Source organism: Nonomuraea ceibae, assembly GCF_019396325.1.
Taxonomy (GTDB): Bacteria; Actinomycetota; Actinomycetes; order Streptosporangiales; family Streptosporangiaceae; genus Nonomuraea; species Nonomuraea ceibae.
The window spans coordinates 12,793-32,266 of record NZ_JAHKRO010000106.1 but is presented as its reverse complement, the minus strand read 5'-3'; the positions used below and the strand labels follow the sequence as shown (position 1 = coordinate 32,266).

At 74.2% G+C, this 19,474-nt stretch carries 20 protein-coding genes; 8 read left to right on the top strand and 12 right to left on the bottom strand.

The features are described from left to right. The coding region (locus KME80_RS39840) for an alpha/beta fold hydrolase (RefSeq protein ID WP_219514642.1) at positions 1-485 on the top strand (485 nt) is incomplete at its 5' end. A gap of 48 nt (positions 486-533) precedes the next feature. Here the strand turns inward: KME80_RS39840 and KME80_RS39835 are convergent. Together KME80_RS39835 and KME80_RS39830 are read right to left on the bottom strand one after the other, a co-directional pair. Beyond that, positions 534-1,604: a winged helix DNA-binding domain-containing protein gene (locus KME80_RS39835; protein ID WP_308126120.1), complete on the bottom strand. Its 1,071-nt coding sequence runs from the start codon at positions 1,602-1,604 to the stop codon at positions 534-536. Beyond that, a complete protein-coding gene (locus tag KME80_RS39830) occupies positions 1,601-2,239 on the bottom strand; it encodes a TetR/AcrR family transcriptional regulator (protein ID WP_219514640.1) in 639 nt (212 codons plus the stop codon). Before KME80_RS39830 ends, KME80_RS39835 begins: the two co-directional genes overlap by 4 nt. 55 nt (positions 2,240-2,294) lie before the next feature. Between KME80_RS39830 and KME80_RS39825 the strand changes: the two genes are divergently transcribed. After that, a complete protein-coding gene (locus KME80_RS39825) occupies positions 2,295-3,872 on the top strand; it encodes an ABC-F family ATP-binding cassette domain-containing protein (protein WP_219514638.1) in 1,578 nt (525 codons plus the stop codon). 7 nt (positions 3,873-3,879) lie between these two features. Here KME80_RS39825 and KME80_RS39820 read toward each other — a convergent pair whose 3' ends face one another. Next, on the bottom strand, positions 3,880-4,560 hold the full coding sequence (locus KME80_RS39820; RefSeq protein WP_219514637.1) for a phosphotransferase: 681 nt from the start codon (positions 4,558-4,560) through the stop codon (positions 3,880-3,882). Between the two features lie 22 nt (positions 4,561-4,582). On the opposite strand from KME80_RS39820, the gene KME80_RS39815 reads away from it, so the two are divergent. Both KME80_RS39815 and KME80_RS39810 read left to right on the top strand, forming a co-directional pair. Next, the gene (locus tag KME80_RS39815) at positions 4,583-4,921 is read left to right on the top strand and encodes a YciI family protein (protein ID WP_219514635.1); all 339 of its coding nucleotides are present in this window, start codon (positions 4,583-4,585) and stop codon (positions 4,919-4,921) included. Between the two features lie 55 nt (positions 4,922-4,976). Then, the gene (locus tag KME80_RS39810) at positions 4,977-5,729 is read left to right on the top strand and encodes an alpha/beta fold hydrolase (protein WP_219514633.1); all 753 of its coding nucleotides are present in this window, start codon (positions 4,977-4,979) and stop codon (positions 5,727-5,729) included. 52 nt (positions 5,730-5,781) lie between these two features. Here the strand turns inward: KME80_RS39810 and KME80_RS39805 are convergent, their stop codons facing one another. Next, positions 5,782-8,073 carry an ATP-binding cassette domain-containing protein gene (locus tag KME80_RS39805; protein WP_219514629.1) on the bottom strand — a complete coding sequence of 764 codons (2,292 nt, stop codon included), beginning with the start codon at positions 8,071-8,073 and terminating at the stop codon, positions 5,782-5,784. A 100-nt stretch (positions 8,074-8,173) separates the two neighbouring features. On the opposite strand from KME80_RS39805, the gene KME80_RS39800 reads away from it, so the two are divergent. Both KME80_RS39800 and KME80_RS39795 read left to right on the top strand, forming a co-directional pair. Beyond that, complete coding sequence (locus KME80_RS39800) at positions 8,174-8,863, top strand: MerR family transcriptional regulator (RefSeq protein ID WP_219514620.1); 690 nt, start codon at positions 8,174-8,176, stop codon at positions 8,861-8,863. An 81-nt stretch (positions 8,864-8,944) separates the two neighbouring features. Next, on the top strand, positions 8,945-10,051 hold the full coding sequence (locus tag KME80_RS39795) for an ABC transporter substrate-binding protein (RefSeq protein ID WP_219514618.1): 1,107 nt from the start codon (positions 8,945-8,947) through the stop codon (positions 10,049-10,051). Between the two features lie 18 nt (positions 10,052-10,069). Here the strand turns inward: KME80_RS39795 and KME80_RS39790 are convergent, their stop codons facing one another. The 6 genes from KME80_RS39790 to KME80_RS39765 form a co-directional block, all read right to left on the bottom strand. Continuing rightward, complete coding sequence (locus KME80_RS39790) at positions 10,070-10,471, bottom strand: hypothetical protein (protein ID WP_219514616.1); 402 nt, start codon at positions 10,469-10,471, stop codon at positions 10,070-10,072. Further along, on the bottom strand, positions 10,468-10,869 hold the full coding sequence (locus KME80_RS39785) for a hypothetical protein (protein ID WP_219514610.1): 402 nt from the start codon (positions 10,867-10,869) through the stop codon (positions 10,468-10,470). The genes KME80_RS39790 and KME80_RS39785 overlap by 4 nt, the downstream gene beginning before the upstream one ends. A 1-nt stretch (position 10,870) precedes the next feature. Further along, positions 10,871-11,407 carry a dihydrofolate reductase family protein gene (locus KME80_RS39780; RefSeq protein ID WP_219514608.1) on the bottom strand — a complete coding sequence of 179 codons (537 nt, stop codon included), beginning with the start codon at positions 11,405-11,407 and terminating at the stop codon, positions 10,871-10,873. 97 nt (positions 11,408-11,504) lie between these two features. Next, positions 11,505-12,149 (bottom strand): response regulator, encoded by a 645-nt coding sequence (locus KME80_RS39775; RefSeq protein WP_219514606.1) that lies wholly within the window; start codon positions 12,147-12,149, stop codon positions 11,505-11,507. Continuing rightward, a complete protein-coding gene (locus tag KME80_RS39770) occupies positions 12,140-13,237 on the bottom strand; it encodes a sensor histidine kinase (protein WP_219514598.1) in 1,098 nt (365 codons plus the stop codon). The genes KME80_RS39775 and KME80_RS39770 overlap by 10 nt, the downstream gene beginning before the upstream one ends. After that, positions 13,221-13,838, bottom strand: coding sequence for a DedA family protein (locus KME80_RS39765; protein ID WP_219514597.1), 618 nt, complete (start codon positions 13,836-13,838; stop codon positions 13,221-13,223). Before KME80_RS39765 ends, KME80_RS39770 begins: the two co-directional genes overlap by 17 nt. 100 nt (positions 13,839-13,938) lie before the next feature. On the opposite strand from KME80_RS39765, the gene KME80_RS39760 reads away from it, so the two are divergent. Beyond that, the gene (locus tag KME80_RS39760; protein WP_308126119.1) at positions 13,939-16,683 is read left to right on the top strand and encodes an SCO1167/SCO6262 family helicase; all 2,745 of its coding nucleotides are present in this window, start codon (positions 13,939-13,941) and stop codon (positions 16,681-16,683) included. Next, entirely contained in the window at positions 16,680-17,783 is a 1,104-nt protein-coding gene (locus KME80_RS39755; RefSeq protein ID WP_219514593.1) for an SWIM zinc finger family protein, read from the top strand. The genes KME80_RS39760 and KME80_RS39755 overlap by 4 nt, the downstream gene beginning before the upstream one ends. On the opposite strand, the gene KME80_RS39750 is transcribed toward KME80_RS39755, so the two are convergent. Continuing rightward, entirely contained in the window at positions 17,776-18,945 is a 1,170-nt protein-coding gene (locus tag KME80_RS39750) for a hypothetical protein (RefSeq protein WP_219514584.1), read from the bottom strand. The genes KME80_RS39755 and KME80_RS39750 overlap by 8 nt on opposite strands. Beyond that, positions 18,942-19,442, bottom strand: a complete 501-nt coding sequence (locus tag KME80_RS39745; RefSeq protein ID WP_308126118.1) for a SigE family RNA polymerase sigma factor — start codon at positions 19,440-19,442, stop codon at positions 18,942-18,944. The genes KME80_RS39750 and KME80_RS39745 overlap by 4 nt, the downstream gene beginning before the upstream one ends. Between the last annotated feature and the right edge of the window lie 32 nt (positions 19,443-19,474).

Here is a 19,474-nt window from a genome sequence, read left to right as displayed (position 1 = left end):
GGCCCACATCATCATGCCTGCCGGCCTCCGGCCTGTCGGCCGCCGCCTGCACGCGGCTGCCCGAGGCGGCGGCCGACCAGGTCGCGCCGCTGCTGCGCGGCGACCCCGCCCGCACCGGGGCGCTGCGGCTCGACCTGGCCACCAGCGACGCCGCCTACCGGCGTGCGCTGTACGAGGCGTTCTACGGCGACGTGGAGCCGGGGCTCGCCGGTGCCGCCACCGCGCTGCTGACCCCCGACGGTCCCATCGGCATCATGCTCGGCACCACGACCCTGACCCGCGACGGCTGGGGCTCGGTGCCGCGCACGTACGTCATGTGCACAGCCGACCGGGCGATCGTGCCGGCGTTGCAGGCGAGGTTCGTGGCCGAGGCCGACGCCGCCTTCCCGGGCGATCCGGTGTCCGTGGTCGAGCTGGACGCCTCCCACTCGCCGTTCCTGTCGATGCCGGGACGGCTGGCCGACGTGCTGGCGGCGCTCGGCTGACGGGCGGCCGACGGGCGGCCGACGGGCGGCCCAGGCCCGCCGGCCGGGTCAGACACCCCGGATGTCGTGCGCGCTGCCGGGCGCGGCGAAGGCGAGCAGCGCGGCGGCCTCCGCGCGGATCTCCTCGGCCTGCGCGCCGGTGACGGGCGCGAACAGCTCGACGCTCACCACGGCCTTGTCCCGCTTCCAGGTGCCGCGCACGAACCCGTCGACCAGCACCGTGCCGAGCACCTGGCCGTTGACGGTGATCACCCGCGGCCGGTCGGCGTCGGCGATCACCCGGGTGCGGTCGGCGTGGCTGAGCAGCAGGTTGTCGAACGGCGCCAGCAGCCGCACCGGCGCGGGCGCCTCACCGCCCGGCCGGGGCGCGCCGGGCAGGTCGAACAGCTCCCTGCCGTCCGGGCCCGTCAGCGTGACCAGCTCCGGGCGCAGCCGCTCGACCACCTCGCGCAGCCCGGTCAGCCCCGACCACGCCTGCGCGTCGGCCACCGTGGCGGGCCCGAACGCCGCCAGGTAGCGGCGCACCAGCGTCTCGGGCGAGGGCCTCGGGTCCGGGTCGCGGCCCAGCCACGACTCGGCCGTCGCGTACGCGGTCTGCCCCGAGCGGCCCCACACGGCGCGCGGCGGCACCTGCACGAGCGGGACGAGGATGCGCATGATCTGCGCCAGGTCGGCCGCCTTGACGCCGGGGAACTCGCCGGCCAGCCGGGCGCCGAGCGCCGCCCCGGTCAGCGGGCCGCCCTCCAGCGCCCGGCGGCCCGCCGCGACCACCGCGTCCAGGTCGAGGGCGGCGATGCGGCTGCCGTACGCGCTGTGCAGGTAGCGGGTGAGCTGCGGCTGCGTCAGCGGGCGCAGCGTGAGGCTGTCGGCGGCGCTGACCAGGTGGACGGTGCCGCGCATGAGCACGAGCCTGACCACGTGGCGCTCCTCCAGCAGCCGCGCCAGCTCGCCGGGCTCGAAGCCGGACAGCCGCGACCACAGGCCGAAGTACGGCGGGAACGGCGCCTGGGCCTGCAGGCCCACCAGGTGCTCGACGGCCTCCAGCGCGGGCATGGCGTGGCGGCGCAGCAGGAGCTGGCGGGCCAGCGTGGCGCGGTTGAGGTCACGCAGGGTGATCACGGGTTGGCTCCGGGGGTCATGCCGTCGAGGAGGTAGGCCAGGCCGCGGGTGAAGGCGGCGTCCCAGTCGGGGTCGAGGCCGTGCGCTGCCAGGGTCGGGTAGGCGTCGCGGTGCTGCTGGAGGTGCCGGGCCAGGCCGGGGCCGCTGCCGGCCGGGTCGCGGGCCTGCATGGTGGCCGAGCCGGTGACGAACGTCGACAGGCTGAAGGCCGCGGCAATCAGGTCGGGGCCGGTGAACCCGGCCTCGGCCAGCGTCGCGTACAGGAACTCGGTGCGCTCCAGCGCGTTGGGGCCCATCAGCGGGCGGTCCAGCAGGCCGGTCGACCACGGGTGGCGCAGCAGGGCGGCCCGCCAGCCGGTGACCAGCGCCGCCGCCCGCTGCCGCCAGGTGCCGCCCTCGGGCAGCGGCACCTGGCCGAACACGGCGTCCAGCGCCAGGTCGAGCACGTCGTCCTTGGTCTTGACGTGCCAGTAGAGGGTGGTGGAGCCGGTGCCGAGCCGCTCGGCCAGCCGGCGCATCGTCAGGCGGGCCTCGCCCTCCTCGTCGAGCAGGGCGACGGCCTCGGCGACGATTCGGTCCAGGGTGAGGGGCCGGCGCTCGCGCCGGGCGGGCCGCAGCCACACGCTCTCGTTCACCACCCGACGATAATACGCTGTACGAGGACCGGATCGATGGTCTAGTAATGGAACAATGAGCCATGTCGAGGTGAGCGAGCTGACCTACCGGCTGCCGGACGGGCGGCCCCTGCTGCGGGACGTGTCGTTCCGCGTCGGCGACGGCGTCGTCGCGGCGCTCGTCGGCCCCAACGGCGCCGGCAAGACCACCCTGCTGCGCCTGATCGCCGGCGAGCTGAGGCCCGCCGCCGGCCGCGTCGCCGCCTCCGGCGGGATCGGCGTGCTGCGCCAGTTCCCCGGCCCCGGCACCGTCGCCGAACTGCTGCTCGCCGTCGCCCCCGCGCCGATCGCCGCCGCGTCGGCCGAACTCGCCGAAGCCGGCCGCGATCTGGACGGCGAGCCCGCCCAGCTCCGCTACGCCCAGGCCTTGGCCGACTACGCCGACACCGGCGGCTACGCGCTCGAAGTGGTCTGGGACACCTGCACCACGCTCGCCCTCGGCCGCCCCTTCGACGCCGTGCGCGAACGCCCGGTCGAGACGCTGTCCGGCGGCGAACGCAAACGGCTCATGCTGGAGGCGCTGCTGCGCGGCCCCGACCGCGTCCTGCTGCTCGACGAACCGGACAACTACCTGGACGTGTCCGCCAAACAGTGGCTGGAACGGCGGCTGCGCGAGACCCCCAAGACCGTGCTGCTCGTCTCTCACGACCGCCACCTGCTGGCCGAGACCGCCGACCGCGTCGTCACCGTCGAAGCCGGCCGCGTGTGGGTGCACGGCGGCGGCTACAGCGGCTACGCCCGCGCCCGCCGCGAACGCGCCGAACGCCTGCACGACCTGCGCCGCCAGTGGGAGCGCGAACACGCCCGGCTGCGCGGCATCGCCGACACCCTGCGCCGCGGCGCCACCCGCAACGACGGCCTGGCCACCTCCTACCAGGCCGCGCTCACCCGCCTGGCCCGCTTCGAGGAAGCCGGCCCGCCCGAACGCGCCCCCAAGCCGCAGAACGTGCGCATGCGCCTGCGCGGCGGCCGCACCGGCAAACGCGCCCTCACCTGCGAACAGCTCGCCCTGCCCGGCCTGCTGAAACCGTTCGACACCGAGATCTGGTACGGCGAGCGCGTCGCCGTCCTCGGCCTCAACGGCACCGGCAAGTCCCACCTGCTGCGCCTGCTCGCCGGCCAGCCCGTCGCCCACACCGGCGCTTTCACCCTCGGCGCCCGCGTGCGGCCCGGCCTGTTCGCCCAGACCCACCAGCGGCCCGACCTGGCCGGGCAGCCCATCGCCGACCTCGTCACGACCGGGACCGCCACCGGCCGCCCGCTCGAGCGCGGCGAGGCCATGGCCGCGCTGGCCCGCTACGAGCTCGCCCCCGCCTGGAGGCGGCCCTTCGAGACGCTGTCCGGCGGCCAGCAGGCCCGGCTGCAGATCCTGCTGCTGGAGCTGTCCGGCGCCACCCTGCTGCTGCTCGACGAGCCCACCGACAACCTGGACCTGGCCGGGGCCGAAGCCCTCCAGCAGGGCTTGGCCGCCTACCGGGGGACGGTGCTGGCCGTCACCCACGACCGGTGGTTCGCCGCCGACTTCGACCGCTACCTCATCTGCGCCGCCGACGGCCACGTCAGCGAGAGCGCCGAACCCGTATGGGACCGGTAGCCGCCCCTCAGGCCAGCGCGTGGACCAGCTCCACCGCCTCGCCCAGCGCCGCCGTCTCCTCCGCCGACATCGTCGGATTGGCCGCCCGCCGCGCGCACGCCTCGGCGAGCTGCCCGCCGAACAACTCACCCCCCTCCTCCTCGGGGCCGCGGCACGACAGCAGCGACGCCAGCAGCAGCCGCGTCAGCTCCACCGGCTCCACCATCCGGGTCACCGCCGCCTGCGCCAGGATCAGCGCCGACGTCGCCCAGTCCAGCGCCGGCGGCCCCAGCTCGGCGTTCTGCCAGTCGATCACCACCGGGCCGCGCGGCGACAGCAGCACGTTGTCCGGATGCAGATCCAGATGCAGCACCCGCTCACCCGGCCCCGCCTGCGCGCCCGGCGGCACCGCGTGCAGGCGGCGCAGCAGCTCCGCCAGCATCCGGCCGCCCTCCTCGGGCGCCATCGAGCCGTCCACCAGCGCCACCAGCATCGTCGCGCCCGCCACCCGCTCCATCACCAGGTCCGTGGGCCGCGGCCGCTCCGGGAAGACCTTCGGCACCGGGAACCCCGCCGCCGCCACGAGCGTCATCGTCGCCAGCTCCCCGCCCGCGTCGTCACCGTCGCGGTAGCGGCGCAGCACCCGGCCCTCGCCCGCCTCGTACACGTCGGCGGTGCGGCCCCTGGCCAGCAGATCCCCCAGCATCATGCCCCCAATCTAGGCTCGGACCATGCGTTACGTGCTGATGATCGGATTCGACGAGGACACGGTCACCGAGGAGCAGGCGCGATCCGGCTGCGAGGGCTGGAGCGAGGAGATGACTCGCCGCGGCGTTCTCGTCACCGCCGCCGGGCTGCGCCCGAAGAGCGAGGCCACCACCGTGCGCGTCCGCGACGGCGAGGTGCTGCTCACCGACGGGCCGTTCGCCGAGACCAAGGACCAGATCGGCGGCTTCACCGTCATCGAGTGCAGCGGCCTGGACGAGGCCGTCGCCATCGCCGCCGCCCACCCCTTCGCCCGCTACGGCAGCATCGAGATCCGGCCCCTTCAGGGGGCGCCCCTTCCCTGACGAACTTCTCCCGGCGGGGGTGTCGGTGGGCGGGCCCGCCGTTCGTCGTTGGGGCATGAACACAGTCATCTCCCGCGACGGCACCCCCATCGCCTGCCACAGCACCGGCACCGGCCCGGCACTCGTGCTGGTCGTCGGGGCCTTCAACGACCACTCCACCGGGACGCAGCTGGCCGGCCGGCTCGCCGCCGCCTTCACCGTCCACACCTACGACCGGCGCGGCCGGGGCGACAGCGGCGATCTCGCCCCCTACACGGTCGAGTGCGAGCTCGACGACCTCGACGCCGTGATCGACGCCGCCGGCGGGGCCGCGGCCGTGTTCGGCTACTCCTCCGGCGCCCTGCTCGCCCTGCACGCCGCCGCCCGCGGCAGCGCCATCACCCGCCTGGCCCTGTACGAGGCCCCCTACGACAGCGCGCCGCGCCTCGGGCCGGCCCAGCGGGTGGGCGAGCTCGTCAGGGCCGGACGGCGGGGCGAGGCCGTCGAGTACTTCCAGGCCGAAATCGTCGGGATGCCCGCCGAGCTGGTCACCCGGTCCCGCAGTGCGCCGTTCCGGCCCGCGCTGGAGGCGATGGCCCACACACTGGAGTACGACCTGACCATCACCGGCACCCCCGTCGACACCCAGGCCGTCACGATCCCCGTGCTGGCCCTCGCCGGCGGCGCGAGCCCGACCGCGATGCGCGAGCGCACGCACGCCCTGGCCGCGGCGCTCCCGGACGCCACGGCACGCGAGCTGCCCGGCGCCTCCCACCACCTCGACCCCGCCGCCCTGGCCCCGATCCTGACGGAGTTCTGCGCGCGCTGAGCACGGCAGGGACCGCCGCCGCCCGCACCACGGCGGCGGCGGTGACCGCCCGCTACTCGCCGTCCACGTACAGGCGCAGGTGCCGGGCCGTCAGCGACGTGCCGGAGGCGACGAGCTCGCCCGGCGTGCCCGTGAAGACCACCTGGCCGCCGTCGTGACCCGCGCCCGGCCCCAGGTCCACGATCCAGTCCGCGTGCGCCATCACCGCCTGGTGATGCTCGATCACGATCACCGTGTTGCCGTCGTCGACCAGCCGGTCCAGCAGCGCCAGCAGCCGGTCCACGTCCGCCAGGTGCAGGCCCGTGGTGGGCTCGTCCAGGATGTACGTGGTGCCGTTCTTCGCCATGTGGATGGCCAGCTTCAGCCGCTGCCGCTCACCGCCCGACAGCGTCGTCAGCGGCTGGCCCAGCGCCACGTACCCCAGCCCCACCGCCTCCAGCCGGTCCAGGATCGCCCGCGCCGGCCCCGAGGTGAAGAACTCGCGCGCCTGCGACACCGACATGCCCAGCACGTCGCTGATGTTCTTGCCGCGCAGCGTGTAGGACAGCACCTGCGGCGTGAACCGCTTGCCGTCGCACTCCTCGCACACGGTCGCCACGTCGGCCATCATCGCCAGATCGGTGTAGATCAGCCCGATGCCCTTGCACGCCGGGCAGGCCCCCTCGGAGTTGGCGCTGAACAGGCCCGGCTTGACCCCGTTGGCCTTCGCGAACGCCGCCCGGATGGGGTCGAGCACGCCGGTGTAGGTGGCCGGGTTGCTGCGCCGCGAGCCGCGGATCGGCGACTGGTCGGCCACGATCACGCCGTCGCGGCCCGCCAGGTTGCCGTGGATGAGCGAGCTCTTGCCCGACCCCGCCACCCCGGTGACGACCGTGAGCACGCCCGCCGGCAGGTCCACACTCACGTCACGCAGGTTGTGCTGGGTGGCGCCGCGGATCGGCAGCCACCCCGACGGCTGCCGCACCGACTCGCGCAGCGTGACCCGGTGGTCCAGGTAGCGGCCGGTCAGCGACCCCGAGGCGCGCAGCCCCGCCAAATCGCCCGCGTAACACAGCGTGCCGCCGGCCGCGCCCGCGCCCGGCCCCAGGTCGACCACGTGGTCGGCGATCCTGATCGTCTCCGGCTTGTGCTCGACCACCAGCACCGTGTTGCCCTTGTCGCGCAACTGCAGCAGCAGGTCGTTCATCCGCTGGATGTCGTGCGGGTGCAGGCCCGCCGTCGGCTCGTCGAACACGTACGTGACGTCCGTCAGGCTGGAGTTGAGATGGCGCACCATCTTCACCCGCTGCGCCTCGCCGCCCGACAGCGTCGAGGACTCCCGGTCCAGGCTCAGATAGCCCAGCCCGATCTCCACCAGCGACTCCAGCGTGTCACGCAGCCCCTGCACCACCGGGCCCACCGTCGGGTCGGAGATGCCCGCGACGAACGCCGCCAGGTCGCTGATCTGCATCGACGAGCACGCCGCGATGTCGACGCCGTCGATCGTCGCCGAGCGGGCCGCCTCGTTGAGCCGGGTGCCCTTGCAGTCGGGGCAGGTGGTCAGCTGCACCGCCCGGTCGGCGAACGCCCGCGTCTGCCCCTTCATCGACTCGCGGTCCTTGCCCAGGAAGCTGCGCCGCACCTTGGGGACCAGGCCCTCGTAGGTGAAGTTGTTGGCGCCCACCTTGACCTTGACCGGCTCCTTGTGCAGGAAGTCGGCCCACTCGGTCTCGGTGTAGTCGGCCAGCTTGCGGTCGGGGTCGAAGAAGCCGGAGCCGACGATGATCTGCCACGGCCAGGTGTCGACGCCGTAGCCGGGCACCTTGATCGCGCCCTCCTTCAGCGACAGCGACCGGTCGACGAGCTCGTCCACCTCGATGTCGGTGATCTTGCCCAGGCCCTCGCACGCCGGGCACATCCCGGCCGGCAGGTTGAAGCTGAAGGCCATCGGCGGGCCGACGTGCGGGGTGGCGATCCGGCTGAAGACGATGCGCAGCATCGTGTACGCGTCGGTCGCGGTGCCGACGGTCGAGCGGGCGTTGGAGCCCATCCGCTCCTGGTCGACGATGATCGCCGCGCTCAGGTTGTGCAGGGCGTCGACGTCCGGGCGCGCCAGGCTCGGCATGAACCCCTGCAGGAACGCCGTATAGGTCTCGTTGATCAGCCGGCGTGACTCCGCCGCGATCGTCTCGAAGACCAGCGAGGACTTGCCGGAGCCGGAGACCCCGGTGAAGACGGTGAGCCGCCGCTTGGGAATGTCGAGGGAGACGCCGGTGAGATTGTTCTCGCGCGCGCCCCGGACCTGGATGTGGTCGTGGCTGTCGGCCGCGGTGTGATCGTGAGCAGGTGAGCTTCCGCCATTCATGGCTTCAAGTTTGCCATTAAACTGCTGATATAGACTTTTGGCGAGATTTGCTGGGTTTTCACCGGCTAACCTTAAAATCTGACGTAACCCTGGAGGTGCGGTGCGGCCCATCGACCTGGCCCGGCTGGCGGGCGTGTCGACGCAGCAGATCCGCAACTACGCCGACGAGGGCATCCTGCCGCCCACGCCCCGCACCCCGGCCGGCTACCGCCGCTTCGACGCCCGCCACCGCCGCGCCCTGCTCGCCTACCAGGCGCTGGCCGCCGGGTTCGGCCGCGATCTGGCCCGGGCCATCATGCAGGCCGTCCACGACGGCCAGGTGCCCGTCGCCCTCACGCTCATCGATGCCGGCCACGCCGAGCTGCACGAGCAGCGCCTGGCCCTGCGCGCCACCGGCGAGGCGCTGGAAGCCGTCGCCGGGCAGGACACCACCCAGGCGCCCCGCTCCGGCCTGCGCATCGGCGAGGTCGCCGCCCACCTCGGCGTGCGCGCCTCGGCCCTGCGGCTGTGGGAGTCGGCCGGGCTGCTCAAACCTCGCCGCGAGCACGGCACCCGCTACCGCACCTACGGCCCGGCCGACGTCCGCGACGCCCGCATGGTCGCCATCCTGCGCCAGGGCCGCTACCCGTTCCCGCAGATCAGGCTCGTGCTGGACGGGCTGCGCCGCACCGGGGGCAGCGCCGCGCTGCGCGCCGCCATCACCCACCGCCAGGCCGAGCTCACCGGACGGGCCACCGCCATGCTCGAAGCCGCCGCCCGCCTGCACGCCTACCTCGGCGGCCACGACTAGACGGCGTGCGCGGCACCGGGCCGATGCTGGACCGGAGATCCCGGCATAATGCAGACAATCTGCACACGGGAGACACCACGCATGGACACGCCACCATCGCAGGCGGAGCGGATCGACGGGTCAGCCGTCCGGATCGGCGCGCTCGTCCCGCTGACCCGGCCCGGCTGGGCCGAGGCGGGCCGCCACCTGCTCGCCGGGCTCGAACTGGCCGCCCGCCACGTCAACGACGACGGCGGCATCGCCGGACGGCCGCTCGAACTGCTCGTCCGCGACACCGCCGCCGACCCGGGCAAGGCCGAGGCCGCCGTGGAGGAGCTGGCCGGTCTCGGCGTCGCCGCCGTGGCGGGCGAGTACCACAGCGTCGTCGCGCGCGCCGCCGCCACCCGGGCCGACGCCCTCGGCCTGCCGTTCCTCTGCTCGTCGGCGGTCCTCGACGCGCTCACCGAACAGCCCGCGAAAACGGTCGCGCGCCTGGCGCCCGCCCAGTCCCACGGCTGGCGGATCTACGCGGACTTCCTGCTCGGCGCCGGCCACCGCCGCGTCGCCGTGGCCACCGAGCCGAGCCTGTACTGGGCCTCCGGCACCCGCATCCTCCGCGAGCACCTCACACCGCGCGGCGGCACGCTCGCCGAGCTGGACATGCGCGCGCTCACCCCCGCCGCCGCGTGCGACGAACTCGCCGCCCAGGGCGCCACCGCCCTGCTGCTCCTGGTCGGCACCCCCGAGCCCGCCGTGCCGATCGTCCGGGCCGTCCGCCGCGACCCCCGCCTGGCCGGCCTCCTGATCGGCGCCCCGGCCGGACAGCCGGAGTTCGCCGGCTGGGCCGCCGCGCTGGGCGGCGACGGCGCCGCGATACCGTTCCTGCGCTACCTGCCCGAGCGGCTGACCCCGCTCGGCGCCCGCGTCGAGACCGCCCTGCGCGAACAGCTGGCCGAAACGCCGTCCTTCGTCGCCTTCGAGGGCTACGACACGATCACCGTGCTGGCCGGCGTGCTGCGCTCCCACGGCGCCGACCGGGCGCGCATCGCCGACGCCTGGCCGCACATGGACGTCGAGGGCACCCGCGGGCCGATCCGGTTCTCCGACGTGCCCGGCATCAACGTCCGGCAGTGGGCGTGGCCGCCCGTCCAGGTCGCCGACCGCGACCCCGGGCACCCCGGCCGCTTCCGGATCCTGCACACCGGCTGACAAGGAGCGCGGGCGGGGTCAGATCGACTCCCGGGCCACGGCCTCGCCGCGGATCCCCGTCTCACGCTCCACGCCGGCCAGGGCCTCCCGGGCCAGCTCCCGCACCGCCGCCCACTCCGCCGCCTCGCCCAGGGCGGCGGGGGTCCACAGGCGCGCGTTCTCCTCCCCGCTCATCGCCTCCAGGCGGCGGTCGAGGCGCTCCAGCTCGCCGATGACGCCCGGGCTCAGGGTCCGGGCCTCCTTCAGGACCCAGAGCGTCGCCAGCGCGCCGTCGTACTCCAGCGCGAGCTCGTCGACCGGGAGCCGGCCGCGCCCGAGCATGGCCGCCTGCCGCTCGCCGTCACGGGCCAGCCACACCAGGATCCTGACGATGATCTCCAGGGCCAGGTCAGGGCCGGGCACGTGCGAGTCGCCGTTCACGAGCGCCCGTCCGTGAACGGCGGCTCGCCCTCCTTCAGCGGCCGGAAGCGCAGCGCCGACCACACCTCGTCCACCGCCACCTGCCCGTTGGGGCGCAGCCCGTACTCGCCCACGATGGGCCAGAGCGTGTCCCGGTTGACGTCGGCCTTGTTGCCCTTCGGGTAGGCCACCCACAGCACCGCGGGCCGGGTGAGCCCGTCGCGGTGCTCGTCGAGCAGCCGGCGCGCCTCGTCCGCGCCGGAGGCGAACAGCACCGCGACCCCCGCCTCGCCGGGCCCGGCGGCCAGGGTCACGTCCTCGGGCAGCGGGTCCAGCAGCGGCCGGTGCTCGGCGTGAGAGATCCACACCGAGGCGCCGGGCTTGATCAGCAGCTTCTCGCAGACGGTCTTGCCGGCCATGTCAGACCCTTTCGTAGGTCAGGTCCAGCACGCCGGTGCCGAACGTGGTGGAGGAGGTCAGCCGCAGCGGGACCCGCCCGGTCGCGTCGTCGAACAGCTTCTGGCCGCCGCCCACGACGAGCGGGTGCACGAGCAGGTGCAGCTCGTCCAGCAGCCCGTCGCGCAGCAGCGAGCGCACCAGCGCGGGGCTGCCGCTCATGCCGATGTCGCCGCCCGGCTCCCGCTTGAGCGCCGCCACCTGGTCGTAGCCGACGACCGTGGTGTTGTGCCAGGCGGGGTCGGCCAGGGTGGTGGAGACCACGTACTTGGGGATGTCGTTGAGCAGCTTGGCCATCGGATCCTCGTCCGGGTTCTGATGCGGCCAGTGCGCGGCGAACTCCTCGTAGGTGCCGCGGCCCAGGAGCAGGGCCTCGCCCCGGTCCATGAGCGCGCCGACGGACCGGCCCATGTCCTCGTCATAGTAGGGGAAATGCCAGGTCTGAGGCGCTTCGACGACGCCGTCGAGCGACACGAACAGGCCGGCGATGATCTTCCTCATGGAGGGACCTCCTTCTCGGGTGGCCCCCATCCTCCAACCGACAAAAAAATTTGTCAAGACGGCCGCAGCCCTCCCCGGAGGCGGCTCCGGGGAGGGTCTAGGACTCCAGGAAGTGCAGGATGGCCAGCACGCGGCGGCTGTAGCCGGTGGCGTGCGACAGGTTCAGCTTGTCGAACAGCGAGTTCACGTGCTTCTCCACGGCGCTCTGCGACACGTGCAGCGCCTGCGCGATCGAGGCGTTGGTCAGCCCCTGCGCCATCCGCTCCAGCACCTCGCGTTCACGCGCGGTCAGCCGCGCCAGCGGATCCACCTGCGTCGTGCGCGCCAGCAACTGGCGCACCACCTCGGGATCGAACGCCGCGCCCCCCGCGCCCACCCGCTCCAGCGCGTCCAGGAAGTCGCCCACCTGCGCCACGCGATCCTTCAGCAGGTAGCCGACCCCCGCCACGTCCGCGCTCATCAGCTCGGTGGCGTACTTCTTCTCCACGTACTGCGACAGCACCAGCACCCGCACGCCCGGCCAGCGCCGCCTGATCTCCAGGGCCGCGCGCAGCCCCTCGTCGGTGTGCGTGGGCGGCATCCGCACGTCCACCACCACGATGTCCGGCACGTGCGCCGCCACGGCCGCCACCAGCGCCTCGCCGTCGCCGACGGCCGCGGGCACCTCGTGGCCCTCCTCCAGCAGCAGCCGCACCAGGCCCTCGCGCAGCAGCGTCGAGTCCTCGGCCAGGATCACCCGCACGGCAGCACCGCCGTCACCAGCGTCGGCCCGCCCGGCGGGCTGTCGACCTCGAAGACGCCGTCCAGCGCCGCCACCCGCCGTCCCAGCCCCGACAGGCCGCCGCCGGCGGCGCTCGCGCCGCCCGTCCCGTCATCTCGTACGCGCACGACGAGCATGCTGCCATCGCGGCGCACGTCCACCTCGACCAGGGCCGCCGACGCGTGCTTGGCCGCGTTGGTGACGGCCTCGCTCACCACGAAGTACGCCGCCGTCTCCACCGCCATCGGCGGCCGCTCCGCCAGCTCGCACGACACCCGCACCGGCACCCCGGCCCGTTCGGACACCCCGGCCAGCGCCTCGCCCAGCCCGAACGTGTCGAGCCCGCTCGGGTAGACCCGCCAGGCCACCTCGCGCAGCTCGGCCAGCGCCCGCTGCGCCTCGTCGTGCGCCTGGTCCAACAGCTCAGGGCGGCCCCGGCGGGAACGTCCGATCAGCATCGACAGCGCCACCAGCCGCTGCTGCAGGCCGTCGTGCAGGTCACGCTCGATCCGCCGCCGTTCGGAGTCGACGGCCGCGACGATGCCCGCCCGGCTCTCGGCCAGCTCGGCGATGCGGCGCTCCAGGGCGAGCGTGCGGTCGCCGGCCAGCAGCCGGCTCGCCAGCCAGCGTTCGAGGACGTGTACGCCCACCAAGCCCGACAAGAGCGAAAAAAGTGCGACAAGTCCGACGAGGAGGAAGTAACCGCCGATCGTCCACGACGGCGCCATCCCGTCGAACGGCTCCCCGTGCCCCCAGCTCCACAGCAGCGCCACGACGCTCTTGACGCCGTAACCCACCAGGAACAGCAGCAGCCCGCCCAGCACCCCCACGGGCGCCCGGGCGGCCAGATAGCGCAGCAGCCGGTCCCGGTCGCCCTGGACCAGCGCGTCCAGCTCCGAGACCTCCAGCCGCAGCCGCCTGGCCTCCAGCGCGGCCAGCCGGCGGGCGGCCCCGTCCGCCCGTCCTCCCAGCAACGGCGCCACCAGCAGGAAGATCAGCTCCACCGGCGCGGTGAGCGCGCCCAGAGCCACCCTGCCGGCGACCCGCGCGCCCTCAACGACCGGCCGCATGCCGTCCCTTGCGGCGCTCGCTCAGCCGTACGCCGATGAAGACCAGCACCGCCAGCGCCACGAGGCCGAGCACGATCTTCGACCCGATGCCCGCGTACGTCTCCACCAGGTGCCAGTTCTCGCCCAGCAGGTAGCCGGCCATCACGAACACCGTGTTCCAGATCGCGCTGCCGATCAGCGTCAGCAGCGTGAACTGCATCAGCGGCATCCGCTCGACCCCGGCCGGGATCGAGATGAGGCTGCGGAAGATCGGGATCATCCGCCCGAAGAACACCGCCTTCTTGCCGTGCTTGAGAAACCACGCCTCCGTCTTCTCGATGTCGGAGATCTTCACCAGCGGAAGCTTGCCCGCGATCGCCAGCGTCCGCTCCCGGCCCAGCAGAGCTCCCACCCCGTAGAGCGCCAGCGCCCCCACCACCGAGCCGAGCGTCGTCCAGATCAGCGCGTCGACCAGACCCATCGACCCCTTGCTGGCCGTGAACCCCGACAGCGGCAGGATCACTTCGCTCGGCAACGGCGGGAAAAGGTTCTCCAGCGCGATCGCGATTCCGGCCCCCGGCGCTCCGAGGGCGTCCATCAACTCCACTACCCAATCAACCATGCGCATAAGGGTACGGAAGATCAACTCTACCTGGGATGAGGATCGCTGCCGAGGTTGGGTGCGGAAAACCACACCCATACGTACCGTACACTGTACGGTCGTGAGTCTTCCACAGGATTCGGTACGGCACGCGGTCGTCTTCGAGCCCGGCGATCCCCCCAGGAGCGGGCGGATGGCCTTCCTCGACCCCGGCGGCGACACCACCCTAACCGTCGCCCGCCCGGACGGGACCCACGAGGTCGCGGCCACCCGCGTCCCCGTGGCCGACGCCGTCGCCGCGCTGGCCAGGGCCCGCGCCGACGAATCCGCCCACCCCGCCGCCCGGTTCTGGGGAGCCGCCGCCCTGGTGGCGCTGCAGCTCGTCGCCCGCGGCCGCGTCCTGCCCGGCGTCACCGGCCAGGACCACGACTCCTGGCGCGCGGGCCCGTTCGACGCCGCCGACGCCCGCCGCATCCGCGAGCTCGCCGACGCCATGCCCGCCGAAGCCCGCGCCGTCCCCCTTCCCGCGACCGGCGACGCGGACACGGGGGCAGAGACAGGGGCGGGGGCGGGCGCCGAGCCGCGCCTGCCCGACGCCGAAAGCCACGTGCGGGCGTTCCTGGACGCGGTCGCCGACGCCATGCCGCGTTCCCCCGGAGCCGTCCGGGCCACCGGCACCACCGCCTACGCCGCCGCCCGCCCCGTCAAGGTGCCCCGGCTGCGCCCCTGGGCCGAGGAGGTGTCGGCCGGGCTCGACTCCGGCGTGCGGCTGTCGCTGCGCCTTGAGGCCGACGACCCCGCACGCGGCGAGTTCCGCGCCGTCATGCAGCTCCACAGCCTCGCCGACCCCTCACTCGTGGTCGACGCCGCCGACCTGTGGGAAGGCCGCGACCCCGGCCTCGGCGGGCGCGCCAGGATCGAGGCCACCCTGGCCATCCGCCGCGCCGCCCGCGCCTGGCCCCGCCTCGAACGGCTGCTGGAAAGCGCCGTCCCCGACGAGCTCCCGCTGAGCGACGCCGACCTCGAAGAGCTGCTCGCCGGCGCCGCCAGCCGCCTGGACGCCGCCGGGGTCGAGGTCCACTGGCCCAAGTCCCTGGTCAGCGGCCTGACCGCGCGCGCCGCCGTCGGCCTGCGCGACACCGCCCCCTCCGACCTGCCCTCCTTCCTCGGCGGACACCACCTGACCAGCTTCGACTGGCAGCTCGCCCTCGGCGGCGAACGGCTGACCGCCGCCGAGATGGACCACCTGGCCGAGACGCACCGGCCCGTCGTCCGGCTGCGTGACCAGTGGGTCCTCATCGACCCCGGCGTGGCCCGCAAGGTCCGCAGCCACCTCAAGCCGATGACCGCGCTCGACGCCCTCGGCGCCGCGCTGACCGGCACCGTCGAGGTCGACGGCGAGCACGTGCCCGTCGAGACGAGCGCCTGGCTGAGCGAGCTGCGCGACCGCCTCGCCGAGCCCGCCGACGTCGGTCCGCCGCCCGGCCTGGCCGCCACGCTGCGCGACTACCAGCTCCAGGGGCTGCGCTGGCTGGCCAGGATGACCTCGCTCGGCCTCGGCGGCTGCCTGGCCGACGACATGGGCCTGGGCAAGACCATCACGCTCATCGCCCTGCACCTCACCCGCCAGGGCACCGGACCCACGCTCGTCGTCTGCCCGGCCTCGCTGATGGGCAACTGGGAGCGGGAGATCTCCAGGTTCGCCCCCGGCGTCCCGGTACGCCGCTACCACGGCGCCCAGCGCACCCTGGCCGACGACGGCTTCGTCCTGACCACGTACGGCACCATGCGGCTGGACGCCGCCCGGCTCGGCGAGCACCCCTGGGGGCTGCTCGTCGCCGACGAGGCCCAGCATGTCAAGAACCCCGCCTCCGGCACCGCCAAGGCGCTGCGCGAGATCCCCGCCGCCGCCCGCGTCGCCCTCACCGGCACCCCGGTGGAGAACAACCTGTCGGAGCTGTGGGCCATCCTCGACTGGACCACGCCCGGCCTGCTCGGCCCCCTCACCCGCTTCCGGTCCCGGTGGGCCAAGCCGGTCGAGTCCGGCGACAAGGCCACCGCCGAACGGCTGGCCCGCCTCGTCGGCCCGTTCCTGCTGCGCCGCCGCAAGTCCGACCCCGGCATCGCGCCCGAGCTGCCGCCCAAGACCGAGACCGACCGCCCCGTCCCGCTCACCACCGAACAGGCCGGCCTGTACGAGGCCGTCGTGCGCGAGATCATGACGCAGATCGAGAGCGCCCAGGGCATGGCCAGGCGCGGCCTCATCGTCAAGCTGCTCACCGGGCTCAAGCAGATCTGCAACCACCCCGCCCAGTATCTGCACGAGGCCGACCCGCGCCTGCCCGGCCGCTCCGGCAAGCTGGAGCTGCTCGACGAGCTCGTCGACACCATCGTCGCCGAGGACGGCGCCGTCCTGGTGTTCACCCAGTACGTCCAGATGGCCCGCCTGCTCGACAAGCACCTGTCCGCGCGCGGCGTCGGCACCCAGCTCCTGCACGGCGGCACCCCCGTCGCCCGCCGCGAGGAGATGGTCCGGCGCTTCCAGGACGGCGCCGCCCCGGTGTTCCTGCTGTCGCTCAAGGCCGCCGGCACCGGGCTCAACCTCACCCGCGCCGACCACGTCATCCACTACGACCGCTGGTGGAACCCCGCCGTCGAGGACCAGGCCACCGACCGCGCCTACCGCATCGGCCAGACCCGGCCCGTCCAGGTGCACCGGCTCATCGCCGAAGGCACCATCGAGGACCGCATCGCCCAGATGCTCGTCGCCAAGCGCTCCCTGGCCGACGCCGTGCTCGCCTCCGGCGAGGCCGCCTTCACCGAGCTGACCGACGCCGAACTCGCCGCCCTCGTGGAGCTGAGATGACCGACGCCCGCGGCTTCGCCGCCTTCCCCCCGCAGCGGACCGGCGCCCGCTTCGCCACCTCCTGGTGGGGCCGCGCCTGGATCAAGGCGCTGGAGGACACCTCCCTCGACCACACGCTGCTGAAGAACGGCCGCGCCTACGCCAAGACCGGCCAGGTCGGCCCCATCACCGTCAGCCCCGGCCGGCTCGCCGCCGTCACCGAGCACGAGTACGACACCGTCGTCCGCGTCGAACAGCTCACCGACGCCGCCTGGGAACGCTTCCTCGACCAGGTCGCCGCCAAGGCCGGGCACATCGCCGCCCTGCTCGACCGCGACATGCCGCACGACCTGGTCGAGGCCGCCGAGGACGCCGCCGTGCCGCTGCTGCCCACCGTCGGCGACCTGGAGCCCGAATGCTCCTGCCCCGACTGGGGCCACCCGTGCAAGCACGCCGCCGCCCTGTGCTACCAGGCGTCCTGGCTGCTCGACGACGACCCGTTCGTGCTGCTGCTCCTGCGGGGGCGCGGCGAGCGCGAGCTCATCGACGGGCTCCAGCGCCGCGACGTGCCCGCCACCGCCCCGCAGGGCGTCCCCGTCGCCGACGCCTACGCGCTCGGCGTCCCGCCGCTGCCCGACCCGCCGCCGCTGGACGTCACGTTCACGCCGCTCGGCCTGGAGCCCGCCCCCGGCGTCGACGTGGCCGCGCTGGAGGTGCTCGCCGCCTCCGCCGCCTCCCGGGCCCGCGAACTGCTCCTCACCGGCGCGTCCACGCCGCTCACCGAATACCAGGACCGGGTACGCCTGTCCGCCGAGTTCGGGCTCGACCTGGGCCTCGACGCGGCGGTGGCCGCCTGGCGGCACGGCGGCGCCGGTGGCCTGGACGCGCTCGAGAGCCCGTGGACGCCGCCCAAGCAGGACCTGGCCCGCGCCCGCGCGCTGCTGGAGGCCGGCTGGGAGGGCGAGCCGCCGATGGTCGAGGCCTGGCGCAACCAGTGGACCGTCGGCGACCGGCAACTGCGCTACGGCCGCGACGGCCGCTGGTACCCGTTCGCCCGCCGCGACGGCGCCTGGTGGCCTGACGGGCCGCCGGAACGCGACCCGTCGGCCCTGCTCACCTGATCGCCTTCAGATCCACCACGATCTGCTCGCCGTCCCGCGCGTAGACGAGCAGACCGGGCGTCCGGTAGTCGAGGACCGGGCTGTACACGGTCGGACCCAGGGCGCCCGACTTCCCGGTGGCCAGGTCGTACAGCACCTCGCTCGTCCGCTCGTGGGAGACCACCACGAAGCGGTCGAGCGCGGGCACCGACATCATGGTCGGGCCCGGCAGCTCACGCCTGCCGCCGCCGTCGCGGCGGGAGGCGGTGCGGCCGTGCACGCACCACGTGACCGCGCACACCCCTCCGGCGACGGACGCCCGGCTGCGCTCCCCCGTGCGCAGATCGACCAGGCCGCCGAACACGACCTCCTTGGTCGGCCGGTTGCCGGGCCTGGGGCGGGCGGCCCACGGCCACGCCAGCAGCGTGTGCCCGGCCGAGCCGGCCACCTGCTCGGCTCTGCCGCCGGTCAGCGGCATCCGGTAGACGCCCTCGCGGCCCCACGGCGACCACACCAGCCGGCCGCCCGCGATCTCCAGGTCGATGCCCTGCGGGGCGTTCTTCAGCGTGGCGACCTGGCGCTGCGTGCCGCCGGTGACCGGGGCCGTCCAGATCTCCACCACGCGCACGCCCGCGTGGCGGCGCAGCGTCCACCAGGCCAGCAGCCCCTCACCGACCGCGACGAACGGCGCCGACACCACGGTGCCGCGCGGCGAGCGCACGTCCACCAGCCGGCGGGCGGTCCGCTTCCTGACGTCGTAGGCCCACAGCGCGTGGATCCTGTCGCCGTCCTCCGTCCGCACCAGCAGCGACCGGTCGTCCAGGTACCGTTCCGGCCGCATGGGCTGCCCGCTCGGCAGCTTCTCGGGAACGGTGCGGACCACGCCCGGCCACACCTTCTCGACGGGCGGCGGCACCGGGTGGGCCCGCGGCGAGGCCGGGGTGGCAGGCGCGAACGTCGGCGAGGGCCGCGCCGCCACGACGCGCTCGCCCGGCGGGACCATCACCGCGGCGACCGCCGACAGCACCGCGACCGTGGCCGCCGCCGACAGCACGGACCCCCTGCGCCGTCGCCGCCGGTGCCCCGCCTCGATCCGCGTCCGCAGGTCGGCCGCCGGCCGCGGCGCGTGCCCGGCCGCCCGCGCGAACTCCTCGCGCAGCCGCCGTTCCAGCTCGGCGCTCACGTCACGCTCCCCAGGCTCTCGACGATCGCGGGGACGTCACCGCGCAGCTTGTCCAGGGCCCGCGACGCCTGGCTGCGCACCGTGCCGCGCGAGATGCCCAGGACGACGGCGATCTCGGCGTCGCTCAGCTGCTCGTAGTAGCGCAGCACCAGCACCGCCCGCTGGCGGCGCGGCAGCCGCGCCAGCGTGTCCCACAGCGGCGACCCCTCGTACGGCCGGTCCCGCCAGGTCCGGTCGGGCGGCTCGGCCGTGACGTGCTCGCGCCGCCGCAGCCGCCAGGCGTTGACGTGCAGCCGGCTCATCGTCGTCTTGACGTACGCCTCCGGGTCGTGCTTGCGCCGCACCCGCTCCCACGCTCCGCGTAACCGCACCAGGGCCTCCTGCACCAGATCGGCCGCGTCGTGCGGATTGCCGGTCAGCACGTAGCCGTAGCGGAGCAGCACGTCCACCCGGTCGGCGACGAACCGCTCGAACAGCTCCTCGTCCTGCACGCCCACGCCCTCCTGTCATGGTCATCCCGACTGAGACG